Origin of the sequence: Sanguibacter inulinus, assembly GCF_013415325.1 — a bacterium.
In the GTDB taxonomy this organism is placed as follows: domain Bacteria; phylum Actinomycetota; class Actinomycetes; order Actinomycetales; family Cellulomonadaceae; genus Sanguibacter; species Sanguibacter inulinus.
On the sequence record NZ_JACBYE010000005.1, the window covers coordinates 50068 to 63489 of the forward strand.

Below are 13422 nucleotides of genomic sequence, written 5' to 3' on the forward strand. Positions count from 1 at the left end.
CGGGGTCGCTGTAAGGTGGGTGACGTCCTGCAAGACATCCTTTAAGAGCCGTCCAGAGAGGCGGAGAAGGAGGTCGCCAGATGACATCTGGCCCTGCTGTGCCCCACGACGCTCCTGCGTCGTCCCCCCTCGAGTCCCCACCCGTCGTGCCCCCAGCGCCGACCGAGGTCCTCGGAGCCCCCGAGATCGCCCGGGCGCTGACCCGCATCGCCCACGAGATCCTCGAGCGCAACAAGGGCGGCGCCGACGTGGTCCTGCTCGGGATCCCGACCCGGGGTGTCCCGCTCGCCGAGCGGCTCGCGCTGCGCCTCGCCGAGGTCGAGCCCGGCCTCGACGCCACGAGCCTCGTCGGCACCCTCGACGTGACCATGCACCGCGACGACCTGCACCGCCAGCCACCGCGCGCGATCGGCACGACCACGCTGCCCGCAGGCGGGATCGACGGCAAGGTGGTCGTCCTCGTCGACGACGTCCTCTACTCCGGCCGCACCATCCGCGCAGCCCTCGACGCGATCAGCGACATCGGGCGACCGCGCGCCGTCCAGCTCGCCGCGCTGGTCGACCGTGGTCACCGCGAGCTGCCGATCCGCCCGGACTACGTCGGCAAGAACCTGCCGACCTCGGTGTCCGAGCGCGTCCACGTGCGGGTCGCCGAGATCGACGGAGACGACGCCGTCCTCATCAGCCAGGCGCCGGTGGCAGCCGAGACGCAGGCAGAGGAGGCAGGGCTGTGAAGCACCTCCTCACGACGGCGGACCTGTCGCGCGCCGAGGCGATCCGCATCCTCGACACCGCCGGCCAGATGGCCGCCACGCAGTCGCGGGAGATCAAGAAGCTCCCGACGCTGCGCGGGCGCACCGTGGTCAACCTCTTCTTCGAAGACTCGACCCGCACCCGGATCTCCTTCGAGACAGCCGCCAAGCGCCTCTCGGCCGACGTCATCAACTTCTCCGCCAAGGGCTCGAGCGTGTCCAAGGGGGAGTCCCTCAAGGACACCGCGCTGACGCTCCAGGCCATGGGGGCCGACGCCGTGGTCATCCGGCACCAGGCCTCCGGGGCGCCGCACACGCTGGCCAACGCGGGCTGGGTCGACTCGGCTGTCATCAACGCGGGCGACGGCATGCACCAGCACCCGACGCAGGCGCTGCTCGACGCGTACACGATCCGCCGCCACCTCACGGGGGAGCGCCGCGACGCGCGGGACCCCGCGAGCGCACCGCTGCTCGGCGCCGGGACGGGTCAGGACCTCTCCGGTCTGCACGTGGCCGTGGTGGGTGACGTCCTGCACTCGCGCGTGGCCCGCTCGAACGTCCAGCTGCTCACCACCCTCGGTGCCCGGGTGACGCTCGTCGCGCCGCCCACCCTCGTTCCCGTCGGGGTCGAGGCGTGGCCCTGCGACGTGTCCTACGACCTCGACGGTGTCCTCGGTGACGGGAAGCCCGACGCGGTGATGATGCTGCGCGTGCAGCGCGAGCGCATGAGCAGCTCGGGCGGCGGGTTCTTCCCGAGCCCTCTCGAGTACACCCGCAACTACGGTCTCGACGCGCGCCGCCTGCGGCTGCTCGAGGACCACACCATCGTCATGCACCCTGGCCCGATGAACCGTGGGCTCGAGATCTCGGCGGAGGCGGCGGACTCGCCGCGCGCGGTGATCGTCGAGCAGGTCGCCAACGGTGTCGCGGTCCGCATGGCCGTCCTCTACCTCCTGCTCGCAGGAGACGTGACGCACGAGGCGTCCGACAAGCACGGTGCCTCTGACAAGAACGGTGTCTCCCCAAAGGAAGCAGGACAGTCATGACCACCAGGTATCTCCTCTCCCACGTGTCGCCCCTCGGTGGCGACAGTGTCGACATGGTCCTCGCCGGCGGTGTGATCGAGGCTGTCGCCCCGGCTGGCACGCTCAGCGCGGACGGCTCCGACGAGACCGTGGTCGTCGACTGCTCCGGGCTGGTCGCCCTCCCGGGCCTGGTGGACCTGCACACCCACCTGCGGGAGCCTGGCCGGGAAGACTCCGAGACGATCGCGTCGGGGACCCGCGCCGCGGCCGTCGGCGGGTTCACGGCCGTCCACGCGATGGCCAACACGACCCCGGTCCAGGACACCGCCGGTGTGGTCGAGCAGGTCTGGCGCATCGGAACCGAGGCGGGCTGGGCGGACGTCCACCCTGTCGGCGCCGTGACCGTGGGCCTGGCGGGGGAGCACCTCGCCGAGCTCGGCTCGATGGCCTCGTCGGCCGCCCAGGTCCGGGTGTTCTCGGACGACGGCAGGTGCGTGTGGGACCCGGTCCTCATGCGCCGCGCGCTCGAGTACGTGAAGTCCTTCGACGGGGTGATCGCCCAGCATGCCCAGGAGCCCCGCCTCACCGAGGGCGCCCAGATGAACGAGGGTGTCGTCTCGGCCGAGATCGGCCTGGCCGGGTGGCCGGCTGTCGCCGAGGAGGCGATCATCGCCCGCGACGTGCTGCTCGCCGAGCACGTCGGCTCCCGCCTGCACGTGTGCCACCTGTCGACCGCCGGGTCTGTCGACCTCATCCGTTGGGCCAAGGCCCGGGGCATCAACGTGACGGCCGAGGTCACCCCGCACCACCTGATCCTCACCGACGAGCTCGCCCGCGGCTACGACCCGCTCTTCAAGGTCAACCCGCCGCTGCGCACGGCCGCAGACGTCGAGGCCGTCCGTGAGGGTCTGGCCGACGGGACGATCGACATCGTCGCGACAGACCACGCCCCGCACACCCGCGAGGACAAGGACTGCGAGTGGGCTGCGGCGGCCTTCGGCATGACCGGCCTCGAGACTGCGCTGAGCGTCGTCCAGCAGACCATGGTCGACACCGGTCGCATGACCTGGGCCGACGTCGCCCGTGTGCTCTCGACAGCGCCGGCGCGCATCGGTCGCATCGACGAGGGTGCCCGTCCGCAGGGTCGTCCGCTCGAGGTCGGCGAGCCCGCCAACGTCGTGCTGGTCGACCCGTCCGCGACCCGCGTCGTGGTGCCCGCCGAGCAGGCGACCGCGAGCGCGAACTCGCCCTTCGGCGGCCACGAGCTGCCCGGCGCTGTCGTGGCGACCTTCTTGCGGGGTCGGGCGACGGTCTTCGAGGGCCGTCCGGTCGAGCAGGCCGAGGTGGCTCGATGAACCTGCCTCTTCCGGTCGCCGTGGCGATCATGCTCTCTGTCGGCGCACTGCTGCTGGTGATCATGTGGCGTGGCTGGCGCTCGCTCCAGGCGCGCAGCGCGACCAAGGTGTCGACGCTCGCCGAGGTGCCTGCCGAGGCAGAGCTCGGTGCCGCACGCACGGCGCCGATCGAGGGCACGTACGTGTCGACGACCACGGCCGGCGACTGGCTCGACAGGGTCGCTGCGCGCGACCTCGGGTACAGGGCCAAGGCCGTCGTGCAGGTCTTCGACGCGGGTGTGGTGGTCGCCCGTGCGGGTGCCTCCGACCTCTTCGTCCCGGTGGCCGACCTCACGGGCGCATCGCGCACCTCGGGTATGGCCGGCAAGTACGTCGGCGGCGAGGGCCTCGTGGTCATCGCGTGGTCGACGCTGTCGCCGACGGGTGAGCGCACGGCCCTCGAGACCGGCGTGCGGACCCAGCGCAAGGCCGACCGCCCCCTCCTCCTCGACGCCGTGAGCGCGCTCGCGTCGTCGTCTCCTTCTTCCCCCGACTCTCGTACCGACATCAAGGAGTCCGAGTGACTACGCAGCTCCACGCGACCAAGACCCCCGAGACCGACGTCTCCGACGCAGCGCTCCTCGTCCTGGAAGACGGTCGCACCTTCTCCGGTCGTGCCTACGGCGCGCACGGCACCACGGTCGGCGAGATCGTCTTCAACACCGGCATGACCGGCTACCAGGAGACGCTGACCGACCCCTCGTACCACCGGCAGATCGTCGTGATGACGGCGCCGCACATCGGTAACACGGGTGTGAACGACGACGACCCGGAGTCCGGCAAGATCTGGGTGAGCGGCTACGTGGTGCGCGACCCTGCCCGACGTCCGTCGAACTGGCGTGCCGTGGGCACCCTCGAGGACGAGCTGGTCCGTCAGGGTGTCGTCGGCATCTCCGACATCGACACCCGCGCGCTGACACGTCACCTGCGCGAGCGCGGTGTGATGCGCGGCGCGGTGTTCTCCGGTGACGCGCTGCTGGTCGGCGGGTACCCGCGGTCGATCGACGACCTGGTCGCGGAGGTCCTCGCGGCCCCGTCGATGAAGGGCGCCGACCTGGCCGGCGAGGTGAGCACCGACGAGGCCTATGTCATCGAACCCCTCGGCGACTTCGCGGGGAAGGCTCCGCTGAAGACCGTGGTCGCGATCGACCTGGGCATCAAGGCCATGACGCCGCAGCGTCTCGCCGAGCGCGGCATCCGCGTGCACGTGCTGCCGTCGTCCTCGACGATCGAGGACGTCGTGGCGCTCTCGCCCGACGGCGTGTTCTTCTCCAACGGCCCCGGGGACCCCGGGGCGGCGACCCACGAGGTCGAGCTGCTCCGTGAGGTCCTCGACCGCGGCCTGCCGTACTTCGGCATCTGCTTCGGCAACCAGATCCTCGGGCGGGCCCTCGGTTTCGGCACGTACAAGCTGGCCTACGGTCACCGCGGGATCAACCAGCCGGTGATGGACCTCGCGACCCGCAAGGTCGAGATCACGTCGCAGAACCACGGCTTCGCCGTCGACGCCCCGGTGGGCGCCGAGACCGTCGCGCCGCACACCGACCGCTACGGGCGCGTGATCGTGTCGCACATCGGCCTCAACGACCAGGTGGTCGAGGGTCTCGAGTGCCTCGACATCCCGGCCTTCTCCGTCCAGTACCACCCGGAGGCAGCCGCAGGCCCGCACGACGCCTCGTACCTCTTCGACCGTTTCCTCGACCTCATGACGTCAGGTGCGTCGTCCGCCGCAGGCCTCTCGGCCGCGGGGACCCAGACCGCCACGTCGCAGAAGGAGAACTGACCAGTGCCTCGCAGAACAGACATCAACTCCGTCCTGGTCATCGGCTCCGGGCCGATCGTCATCGGCCAGGCGTGCGAGTTCGACTACTCGGGCACCCAGGCGTGCCGGGTGCTCAAGGAGGAGGGCATCCGTGTCGTCCTGGTGAACTCCAACCCGGCGACGATCATGACGGACCCCGAGTTCGCCGATGCCACGTACATCGAGCCCATCACGACCGAGGTGCTCACCTCGATCATCGCGAAGGAGCGCCCTGACGCCGTCCTGGCGACCCTCGGCGGGCAGACGGCCCTCAACGCCGCGATCGCCCTCGACGAGGCCGGTGTCCTGGCGAAGTACGACGTCGAGCTCATCGGCGCGAACATCGCCGCGATCCAGAAGGGCGAAGACCGCCTGCAGTTCAAGGAGGTCGTCGAGAAGTGCGGCGGCGAGTCCGCCCGCTCGGTCATCATCCACGCCGTCGACGAGGCCCTCGCGGCGGCGGACGACCTCGGCTACCCGATGGTCGTTCGCCCCTCCTTCACGATGGGTGGCCTGGGCTCGGGCATCGCCTACGACGAGAAGGACCTGCGCCGCATCGTCGGCCAGGGCCTGCACTACTCGCCGACCACGGAGGTGCTCCTCGAGGAGTCGATCCTCGGGTGGAAGGAGTACGAGCTCGAGCTCATGCGCGACAAGGCGGACAACGTTGTCGTCATCTGCTCGATCGAGAACGTCGACCCCGTCGGCGTGCACACCGGTGACTCGGTGACCGTCGCCCCGGCGCTCACGCTCACCGACCGCGAGTACCAGAACCTGCGCGACATCGGCATCGCCGTGATCCGCGAGGTCGGCGTCGACACCGGTGGCTGCAACATCCAGTACGCCGTGCACCCCGAGACCGGCCGCGTGGTCGTCATCGAGATGAACCCGCGCGTCTCGCGCTCCTCGGCCCTCGCCTCGAAGGCCACGGGCTTCCCGATCGCGAAGATCGCCGCGAAGCTCGCCGTCGGGTACACCCTCGACGAGATCCCCAACGACATCACCGGGTCGACCCCGGCGTCCTTCGAGCCCTCGCTCGACTACGTGGTCGTCAAGGTGCCGCGCTTCGCCTTCGAGAAGTTCCCGGCGGCCGACGACACCCTCACCACGACCATGAAGTCCGTCGGCGAGGCGATGGCCATGGGCCGCAACTTCACCGAGGCCCTCGGCAAGGCGCTGCGCTCGATCGACAAGTCCGGCGCGACCTTCCACTGGGACGGGGAGGTGCCCACGGGCGCCGACCTCGACGCGCTCCTCGTCGAGATCGCCCGGCCGACCGAGTCCCGCCTCGTGCAGACCCAGCAGGCCCTGCGTGCCGGTGCGACCATCGAGCAGGTCTTCGACGCCACGAAGATCGACCCCTGGTACCTCGACCAGATCCAGCTCGTCAACGAGATCGCCGCCGAGGTCGCCGCCGCACCGGCGCTCACCCGCGTGGTCCTCGACCGTGCCAAGCGTCACGGCCTCTCCGACGCGCAGATCGCGTCGCTGCGCGGCATCGGCGGCAGCCGCTCCGCGGGGGAGGCGACGGTCCGCGAGGTCCGCAAGGCCCTCGGGGTGCGCCCGGTCTTCAAGACCGTCGACACCTGCGCCGCGGAGTTCAAGGCCGAGACCCCGTACTACTACTCGTCCTACGACGCCGAGACCGAGGTCAAGCCGCGCGAGCGCGAGGCCGTGATCATCCTCGGCTCGGGTCCGAACCGCATCGGTCAGGGCATCGAGTTCGACTACTCCTGCGTGCACGCAGCCCTCGCCCTCAAGGGCGACTACGAGACCGTCATGGTCAACTGCAACCCCGAGACCGTCTCGACCGACTACGACACGGCCGACCGCCTCTACTTCGAGCCGCTGACCTTCGAAGACGTCCTCGAGGTCTACGAGGCCGAGCTCGCCGCGGGCCCCATCAAGGGGATCATCGTGCAGCTCGGCGGGCAGACGCCGCTGAGCCTCGCCCAGCGTCTCGCCGACGCCGGTCTGCCGATCCTCGGCACCTCGCCCGAGGCCATCGACTCCGCGGAGGACCGTGAGGTCTTCGGCCGCGTCCTCGGCGAGGCCGGTCTGCCGGCCCCCGCCTTCGGCACCGCGACGACCCTCGCGCAGGCCTGCGAGATCGCCGACGGCATCGGCTACCCGGTCCTCGTCCGCCCGTCCTACGTGCTCGGCGGGCGCGGCATGGAGATCGTCTACTCCGAGGAGCAGCTCACAGGCTACGTCGAGCGCGCCCTCGGCGAGGTCGCCAAGGCCGGGGGACACCTCGCCCCGATCCTCATCGACAGGTTCCTCGACGACGCGATGGAGATCGACGTCGACGCCCTCTACGACGGCGAGGAGATGTTCCTCGGCGGCGTCATGGAGCACATCGAAGAGGCCGGAATCCACTCGGGCGACTCCGCCTGCGTGCTGCCCCCGGTCTCGCTCAGCGAGGCCGAGATCGCGCGCATCCGCCGCTCGACCGAGGCCATCGCCAAGGGCGTCGGCGTGCGCGGTCTGCTCAACGTGCAGTTCGCCCTCGTCTCCGACGTGCTCTACGTCCTCGAGGCCAACCCGCGCGCCTCGCGGACCGTGCCCTTCGTGTCCAAGGCCACCGGCGTCCCGCTCGCCAAGGCGGCCGCGCTGCTCATGGTCGGTCACTCGATCGCCGACATGCGCGCCTCGGGCGTCCTGCCCGCCGAGGGTGACGGTGCGACCCTCGACCTCGACGCGCCCATCGCCGTCAAGGAGGCCGTGCTGCCCTTCAAGCGCTTCCGCACCGCCGACGGCGTGGCCGTCGACACCGTGCTCGGCCCGGAGATGCGCTCGACGGGTGAGGTCATGGGCTTCGACGACGACTTCCCGACGGCCTTCGCGAAGTCCCAGGCGGCGGCCTTCGGCGGCCTGCCGACGAGCGGTTCGGTCTTCGTGTCGGTCGCCGACCGCGACAAGCGCTCGATCGTCTTCCCGGTCAAGCGCCTCGCGGAGCTCGGCTTCGAGATCCTCGCGACCGAGGGGACCGCGACGGTCCTGCGCCGCAACGGCATCACCTCGACCGTCGTGCGCAAGCACTCGGCCGGACGCGGTGAGAACGGTGAGCCCACCATCGTCGACCTCATCACCGACGGCGAGGTCGACATGGTCGTCAACACCCCCTCGGGTCAGGGCGCACGCGCCGACGGCTACGAGATCCGCGCAGCGACGACAGCCGCCGACAAGCCGATCATCACGACGGTCTCCCAGCTGGCCGCGGCCGTCCAGGGCATCGAGGCCGTCCTGGCCGGGCCCTTCACGGTCCGCAGCCTCCAGGAGTACGTCACCGTGCAGGGCGCCCGGTGACGGGCACCCCGACCGCAGGACCAGCCGGCAGCCGCGCCCCCTTCGGGGCGCGGCTCGCCGCGGCCATGGCCGAGCACGGCCCGCTCTGCGCAGGGATCGACCCGCACCCCGGTCTGCTCGACACCTGGGGACTGTCCGACGACGCGGACGGCCTGCGGACCTTCGCACTGACTGTCGTCGATGCCCTCGGCGGGCGGGTCGCCGCGCTCAAGCCGCAGTCGGCACTCTTCGAGCGGCACGGGTCGAAGGGGGTCGCGGTCCTCGAAGAGGTGATCGCCGCGGCTCGCGAGGCCGGGACACTGACCATCGTCGATGCCAAGCGCGGTGACATCGGCTCGACGATGGCCGGGTACGCCCAGGCGTACCTCGCCGACGGGTCGCCCCTCGCGGGTGACGCCCTCACGGTCTCACCCTTCCTCGGACCGGGGTCGCTCACGCCTGCCGTCGAGCTCGCCCTCGCGACAGGCCGCGGGCTGTTCGTCCTGTGCCTCACCTCGAACCCCGAAGGTCACGAGGTGCAGCACGCGCGTTCCGCAGGTGGGGAGAGCGTGGCCGCGCAGGTGGCGCGGTTCGCCGCCGAGCTCAACGCTGCTGAGCTCGGCGCCGTCGAGCTCGGCGCTGTCGACCTCGAGGCGCCCGGCTCAGAGGCGTCAGAGAGCGCAGCCGACTGGGGGAGCGGTGGCTTCGGGTCGATCGGCCTGGTCGTCGGTGCGACGATCGGCGACGCTGCCCGCACCGCTGGGGTCGACCTGGCGGCCGTGCGCGGCCCCCTGCTGGCACCCGGTGTCGGTGCCCAGGGCGCCGGTGCCGAGGAGCTCGCCGCGGTGTTCGGCGATGCGAGGTCGCAGGTCCTCGCCTCGTCCTCCCGCGGGGTCCTCGCCGCCGGACCTGATGTCGCAGCCCTGCGCACCGCGGCCAAGACCGCGGCCGACGAGGCTCGTGGAGCCCTCGCGACCCGCTGAGCAGGACCGCACCCAGCACAGACGACGACGCCGGGACCTCACGCACGAGGCCCCGGCGTCGTCACGTTTCGGCTCAATCGCGACCTACCGGCACCCCGAGTGTGGCCCAGGCCACGTTCCCGTTGCCGACCAGCCCAAACGTGGCTAGTTTCGCAAGTACGTTTCCGCTCGTCCGAAGAAGGTGACCGGAGTGCCATTACCTGAACTGACCCCAGAGCAGCGCGCTGCTGCGCTCGACAAGGCGGCCGCCGCCCGGCGGGCGCGTGCTGAGGTGAAGAACCGTCTGAAGTACTCTTCAGGGGTCCTCTCCGAAGTCATCGAGCAAGGACGCACCGATGACGTCATCGGGAAGTTGAAAGTCGTGTCGCTGCTCGAGTCCCTGCCGGGAGTCGGCAAGGTCAAGGCCCGCGCCATCATGTCGGAGGTCGGCATCGCCGAGTCCCGACGTGTCCGTGGGCTCGGACCGCACCAGGCAGCGGCGCTCGTCGAAAGGTTCGGCTGATCATTCCTGCAACGCCCCCCGCACCCACGTCGTCGCGCCTGACGGTCCTCGCCGGACCCACGGCTGTCGGCAAGGGCACGGTCTCTGCTGACATCCGCGCGCGCTACCCCGACATCTGGCTGTCCGTCTCCGCGACGACACGCCAGCCCCGCCCCGGCGAGGTCGACGGCGTCCACTACCTCTTCGTCGGACCTGACAAGTTCGCCGACATGGTGGCCCACGGCGACCTCCTCGAGTGGGCCGTGGTGCACGGTCGCAACAGCTACGGGACCCCGCGGGGGCCTGTGCAGGACAAGCTCGACGCGGGCGTGGCGACCCTCCTGGAGATCGACCTCCAGGGGGCTCGTCAGGTCCGTGCCTCCATGCCCGAGGCCCGCTTCGTGTTCCTCGCCCCGCCCAGCTGGGAAGAGCTCGAGCGTCGCCTGGTCGGGCGTGGCACCGAGGGGCCCGAAGAGCGGGAGCGCCGCCTCGCGACGGCCAAGGTCGAGATGGCCGCAGCCTCCGAGTTCGACCACGTGATCGTCAACGACGACGTCCAGCGCGCGGCCGACGAGCTCGTCTCGGTCATGGGGCTCACCCCGCACCCCGTCGTCGGGCGCTGAGCCTCGTCCCGCCGCGGGGTCGCACGTCACACGACGGTGCGGCCACGCGGCAGGCCTCGGCGCGCCCGCGACCGAGTAGACTGGTCCATTGATCCATCCTCACCACCCTCGGAGTTGACCCGTGTCTGGAACCGTTGCCGCCCCTGTGGGCATCACCGACCCGCCCATCGACGACCTGCTCGACCGCGCTGACTCCAAGTACGCCCTGGTGATCTACTCGGCCAAGCGCGCCCGTCAGATCAACGCGTACTACTCGCAGCTGCACGAGGGGCTCCTCGAGTTCGTCGGCCCGCTCGTCGAGACCCGCAACCAGGAGAAGCCGCTCTCCATCGCCATGCGCGAGATCAACGCCGGCCTCCTCACGATCAACCCGATCGAGCAGCCGGCCGCCGACGCGGACGCGTCCTGACCGACCGCTAGACACTCGCGAAGAGCTGAGAGGGTGCCCGAGCGCATGCGTATCGTCCTCGGCGTGAGCGGCGGGGTCGCGGCCTACAAGGCCGTCCTGCTGCTCCGCACCTTCACGGAGGCTGGGCACGACGTCACCGTCGTGCCGACAGCCGCGGCTCTCCGCTTCGTGGGGGCTCCCACCTGGGAGGCACTCTCAGGCCGCGCTGTCTCGACCGAGGTCTTCGCGGACGTCCCGCACGTCCCGCACGTCTCGCTCGGGCAGCAGGCCGACCTCGTCGTCGTCGCACCTGCGACCGCGGACCTGCTCTCCAGGATGGCGACAGGCCGGTCTGACGACCTCCTCACCGCCACCCTCCTCACGGCACGCTGCCCGGTGCTCGTCGCCCCGGCGATGCACACCGAGATGTGGCTGCACCCGGCGACCGTCGCCAACGTCGCCACGCTGCGCGAGCGTGGCGTTCACGTGCTGGAGCCTGCGTCGGGGCGTCTGACCGGTGCCGACACCGGACCGGGCCGCCTTCCCGAACCTCAGGTGATCGCCGAGGCCGCACTAGCTCTCGTCGAGACGCCGACCAGCAGCACGTCGTCGCGCCTGGAGGCCGCCGAGAGCGGCGCCGCTGACGGCCAGCCGACGCCCGCCACAGCGGGGGAGAGCGGCGACCTCGCGGGCACCCGGGTCGTCGTGACCGCAGGCGGCACGCGCGAGCCCATCGACCCCGTGAGGTTCCTCGGGAACCGCAGCACCGGGATGCAGGGCTACGCCGTCGCCGAAGAAGCCCGCGACCGCGGGGCCGAGGTCGTCCTCGTCGCCGCCAACGTGATCCTCCCCGACCCTGAGGGTGTGAGCGTCGTCCACGTCGAGACCACGGCCCAGCTCGCCGAGGCCGTGGACGAGCACAGGCTCGCGGCAGACGTGATCGTCATGAGCGCGGCTGTCGCCGACTTCCGTCCGGCGAGCGTCGGTGACCACAAGACCAAGAAGACGTCCGACGGCGTGGTCGCTCCTATCCAGCTGGTCGTCAACCCCGACATCCTCGCGGGGCTGGTCGAGAGGCGTGCGCCGCACCAGACGATCGTCGGGTTCGCCGCCGAGACGGGCGACGCCGACGGGGACGTGCTCTTCCACGGGCGCGCCAAGGCGCGTCGCAAGAAGGCAGACCTGCTCGTGCTCAACGAGGTCGGTCACGACCTCGGCTTCGGTGCCCCGACGAACGCGGTGACGATCCTCACGGCCGACGGCGAGGCCCTCGGGTCCGCCGAGGGCAGCAAGCGCGAGGTCGCGGCTGCGGTCCTCGACCAGGTCGTCGCGGTGCGCGGAGCCGCAGGCACTTCTGTCTCACACGACTGACCTGCTGCACGAGCCCGACCACCTTCCCCGTATCCTGTCCGGCATGACTGAGTCTCTGCGCCTGTTCACGTCCGAGTCCGTGACCGAAGGACACCCGGACAAGGTGTGCGACCAGATCTCCGACTCCATCCTGGACGCCCTCCTCGAGCAGGACCCGTCCTCCCGTGTCGCGGTCGAGACTCTCGTGACCACGGGCCTCGTGCACGTGGCCGGCGAGGTGACCACCGAGGCCTACGTCGAGATCCCGCAGATCGTCCGTCAGGTCGTCAAGCAGATCGGCTACACCTCGTCCTCGATCGGCTTCGACGGGGACTCCTGCGGGGTCTCGGTTTCGATCGGCCAGCAGTCGCCGGACATCGCGCAGGGTGTCGACAAGGCTCTTGAGATGCGCGTCGACAGCGGTGAGGTCGACCCCCTCGACGCCCAGGGCGCCGGGGACCAGGGCCTCATGTTCGGCTATGCGACCGACGAGACCGCCACGCTGCTCCCGCTGCCGATCTTCGCCGCCCACCGTCTCGCCGAGCGCCTCGCGCAGGTGCGCAAGGACGGCACGCTCGCCGGTCTGCGTCCTGACGGCAAGACCCAGGTGACCGTCGCCTACGACGGTCAGCAGGCCGTCGCGATCGACACCGTCGTCCTGTCGACCCAGCACGACCCCGACGTCCGCCAGGACGAGCTGCGCGCAGCCGTCGCTGAGCTCGTCGTCGCCCCGGTCCTGGCCGAGCTCGACCTCTCCTCCGCCGACCACCGGCTCATCGTCAATCCCACCGGGACCTTCGTCGTCGGCGGGCCCAAGGGTGACGCCGGTCTGACCGGACGCAAGATCATCGTCGACACCTACGGCGGCATGGCCCGCCACGGCGGCGGCGCCTTCTCCGGCAAGGACCCGTCGAAGGTCGACCGCTCCGCCGCCTACGCCACGCGCTGGGTCGCGAAGAACGTCGTGGCCGCAGGGCTCGCCCGCCGCTGCGAGGTCCAGGTGGCCTACGCGATCGGCAAGGCGCACCCCGTGGGCCTCTACGTGGAGACCTTCGGCACCGAGACCGTCCCGAGCGCACGGTTGGAGGCGGCGATCAAGGAGGTCTTCGACCTGCGTCCAGGCGCGATCGTCCGTGACCTCGACCTCTTGCGCCCGATCTACGCGCAGACCGCGGCCTACGGTCACTTCGGCCGTGAGCTGCCCGACTTCACCTGGGAGCGGACCGACAGGGTCGCCGACCTCCAGTCCGCCGTCTGACGCTCGTCTCCTGAGGCGCAGCAGGACGCGTGCTCGTCCACAGCGCGGTCTCGGCGGTCTCCGTGCACAGGACCCGCGC

12 protein-coding genes are annotated in these 13422 nt (G+C 70.7%); all 12 read left to right on the forward strand.

Going from position 1 to position 13422, the window contains the following annotated elements; all coding sequences use genetic code 11:
• The first annotated feature begins 80 nt into the window (after positions 1–80).
• Positions 81–734 (forward strand): bifunctional pyr operon transcriptional regulator/uracil phosphoribosyltransferase PyrR, encoded by a 654-nt coding sequence (gene pyrR, locus HZZ10_RS03410; protein WP_218928386.1) that lies wholly within the window; start codon positions 81–83, stop codon positions 732–734.
• Positions 731–1798, forward strand: a complete 1068-nt coding sequence (locus tag HZZ10_RS03415; RefSeq protein ID WP_179912418.1) for an aspartate carbamoyltransferase catalytic subunit — start codon at positions 731–733, stop codon at positions 1796–1798. The genes pyrR and HZZ10_RS03415 overlap by 4 nt, the downstream gene beginning before the upstream one ends.
• Positions 1795–3132 carry a dihydroorotase gene (locus HZZ10_RS03420; protein WP_056132657.1) on the forward strand — a complete coding sequence of 446 codons (1338 nt, stop codon included), beginning with the start codon at positions 1795–1797 and terminating at the stop codon, positions 3130–3132. Before HZZ10_RS03415 ends, HZZ10_RS03420 begins: the two co-directional genes overlap by 4 nt.
• Positions 3129–3695 (forward strand): PH-like domain-containing protein, encoded by a 567-nt coding sequence (locus tag HZZ10_RS03425; RefSeq protein ID WP_179912419.1) that lies wholly within the window; start codon positions 3129–3131, stop codon positions 3693–3695. Before HZZ10_RS03420 ends, HZZ10_RS03425 begins: the two co-directional genes overlap by 4 nt.
• Complete coding sequence (gene carA, locus HZZ10_RS03430; RefSeq protein WP_179912420.1) at positions 3692–4954, forward strand: glutamine-hydrolyzing carbamoyl-phosphate synthase small subunit; 1263 nt, start codon at positions 3692–3694, stop codon at positions 4952–4954. The genes HZZ10_RS03425 and carA overlap by 4 nt, the downstream gene beginning before the upstream one ends.
• 3 nt (positions 4955–4957) lie before the next feature.
• Positions 4958–8281, forward strand: a complete 3324-nt coding sequence (gene carB, locus HZZ10_RS03435; RefSeq protein ID WP_179912421.1) for a carbamoyl-phosphate synthase large subunit — start codon at positions 4958–4960, stop codon at positions 8279–8281.
• A 65-nt stretch (positions 8282–8346) separates the two neighbouring features.
• Complete coding sequence (gene pyrF, locus HZZ10_RS03440) at positions 8347–9243, forward strand: orotidine-5'-phosphate decarboxylase (RefSeq protein WP_218928397.1); 897 nt, start codon at positions 8347–8349, stop codon at positions 9241–9243.
• A 190-nt stretch (positions 9244–9433) separates the two neighbouring features.
• Positions 9434–9745, forward strand: coding sequence for an integration host factor, actinobacterial type (gene mihF, locus HZZ10_RS03445; RefSeq protein ID WP_056132673.1), 312 nt, complete (start codon positions 9434–9436; stop codon positions 9743–9745).
• Positions 9746–9747: 2 nt separating this feature from the next.
• Positions 9748–10347, forward strand: coding sequence for a guanylate kinase (gmk, locus tag HZZ10_RS03450; RefSeq protein ID WP_179912467.1), 600 nt, complete (start codon positions 9748–9750; stop codon positions 10345–10347).
• A 121-nt stretch (positions 10348–10468) separates the two neighbouring features.
• Positions 10469–10756 (forward strand): DNA-directed RNA polymerase subunit omega, encoded by a 288-nt coding sequence (gene rpoZ, locus HZZ10_RS03455; RefSeq protein WP_056132679.1) that lies wholly within the window; start codon positions 10469–10471, stop codon positions 10754–10756.
• Between the two features lie 33 nt (positions 10757–10789).
• The gene (locus HZZ10_RS03460; protein ID WP_506344872.1) at positions 10790–12106 is read left to right on the forward strand and encodes a bifunctional phosphopantothenoylcysteine decarboxylase/phosphopantothenate synthase; all 1317 of its coding nucleotides are present in this window, start codon (positions 10790–10792) and stop codon (positions 12104–12106) included.
• Positions 12107–12149: 43 nt separating this feature from the next.
• Positions 12150–13343, forward strand: coding sequence for a methionine adenosyltransferase (metK, locus tag HZZ10_RS03465; protein ID WP_179912424.1), 1194 nt, complete (start codon positions 12150–12152; stop codon positions 13341–13343).
• Positions 13344–13422: the final 79 nt, after the last annotated feature.

What these genes read in the sequence shown, in the direction of transcription:
- pyrR (WP_218928386.1), top strand. Translation starts at nt 81, where the DNA reads ATGACATCTGGCCCTGCTGTGCCCCACGACGCTCCTGCGTCGTCCCCC.
- HZZ10_RS03420 (WP_056132657.1), top strand. Translation starts at nt 1,795, where the DNA reads ATGACCACCAGGTATCTCCTCTCCCACGTGTCGCCCCTCGGTGGCGAC.
- HZZ10_RS03425 (WP_179912419.1), top strand. Translation starts at nt 3,129, where the DNA reads ATGAACCTGCCTCTTCCGGTCGCCGTGGCGATCATGCTCTCTGTCGGC.
- pyrF (WP_218928397.1), top strand. Translation starts at nt 8,347, where the DNA reads ATGGCCGAGCACGGCCCGCTCTGCGCAGGGATCGACCCGCACCCCGGT.
- metK (WP_179912424.1), top strand. Translation starts at nt 12,150, where the DNA reads ATGACTGAGTCTCTGCGCCTGTTCACGTCCGAGTCCGTGACCGAAGGA.